Genomic DNA, 1,748 nt, shown 5'->3' with positions numbered 1-1,748 from the left:
GGGGAAACGGCAGCTCATGCCGACGATCGCGATGGGTTCGTCGTCCTGCAGCGCCGTGCCGTCCTGTCGGACCACGGCCGCGCTGTCGTCGACCGCACCGATGAACTCCTCACGGAGGTATCCGGCGAGGGAGACAGCGGTCGGATAGTCGAAGACGACGGTGGCGGGCAGCTGCCGGCCGATGGTGGCGCCGAGCTGGTTGCGGAACTCGAGGGCGGTCAGCGAATCGAAACCCAGCTCGCGGAAGGCGCGGTCGGGCTCGATGGACGCGGAGCCCGCGTAGCCGAGTACGGCCGCGGCATGTGTGCTCACCAAGTCGACGACGGCTTGCTCCTGTTCCGCCGCCGCGACCCCCTCCAGCCAGCGGGCGAATGCCGGGGCGGTTTCGTCGGGGGTGGTGTGTTCGCGCAGGCGGCGTACTTCCGGGATGCCGCCGAAGAGCGCCACGCGCCCAGCAGGACCGAACCGCTCCCAGTCCACATCCGCCACCACAACGGCCCCATCACCATGGTCGACCGCCTGCCGCAGAGCAGCCAGAGCACGCTCGGGCACCAACGGCGACAGACCACCACGCCGCGCCCGCTCCTCGATCTCCCCCGACGCCATACCGCCACCGGCCCACGGCCCCCACGCCACCGACGTCGCAGCCAGACCCAACCCACGCCGATACTCCGCCAGAGCATCCAGATACGCGTTCGCCGCCGCGTAGCTCGCCTGCCCCATCCCACCGACAACACCCGCGAAAGAGGAGAACAGCACGAACGCCGAAAGATCCATGCCCTGGGTGACCTCATGCAGCACCCACGCCGCATCCGCCTTCGGACGCAACACCCCAGCCACACGCTCCGCAGACAACGACTCCACCACACCGTCATCCACCACACCAGCCGCATGCACCACCGCCGTCAACGGCACCTCACCACACGACTGAGCAATCAACGCCTCCACCGCAGCACGATCCGCCACATCACACGCAGCAACCGTCACCCGCACACCCAACGCCGACAGCTCCGCCATCAACTCCTGGGCACCCGGGGCATCCTGACCACGGCGACTCGTCAACACCACATGCTCAGCACCATGAGCCGCAGCCCACCGCGCCACATGCCCACCCAACGCACCCGTACCACCCGTAATCAACACCGTCCCCGACAACGACCACGACTCACCCTCAACAGCAGCCGCCCGCGCCCGCACCAGACGCCGCCCAAACACACCCGACGCCCGAACAGCAACCTCACCCTCACCCTCACCACCCGCAAGAACAGCCGCCAACCGCACACCAGCAGACTCGTCCCACGTCTCCGGCAGATCGACCAGGCCACCCCAACGCTCCGGATGCTCCAACCCCACCACCCGGCCAAAGCCCCACACCTGAGCCTGATCCAGCGAACGCGGCGCCTCATCACCCACCGCCACAGCACCCGAAGTCAACAACCACAACGGAGCACCGACACCCGCATCCCCCAAGCCCTGCACCACAGCAAGCGAACCCTCAAGCCCGGCAACACACACCACACCATCCAACTCACCAAACGCCGCCACACCCTCAGCCACACCCGACCGATCCCACACCCCAGGCACCCACAGACGCACATCCACACCCGCATCACCCAACAGAGAAGCAACCCGCTCCCCCACACCCCCATCAGCAACCACCAGCCAACGCCCCGACACCACAGCCGAACCACCCCGCAGCGGCTCCCACGCCACCCCATACCGCAGACCCTCCAACACCACCCGCTCAC

At 67.8% G+C, this 1,748-nt stretch carries 1 protein-coding gene; it reads right to left on the bottom strand.

Annotated elements, in window-relative coordinates; all coding sequences use genetic code 11:
- Window positions 1–1,557: beta-ketoacyl reductase (locus tag ACZ5CR_RS44525; protein WP_468869198.1), on the bottom strand; the 1,557-nt coding region annotated here is incomplete at its 3' end.
- Between the last annotated feature and the right edge of the window lie 191 nt (window positions 1,558–1,748).

Source organism: Streptomyces sp. NPDC031274 (assembly GCF_055570235.1).
This window is presented reverse-complemented; position numbering and strand designations above follow the sequence as displayed.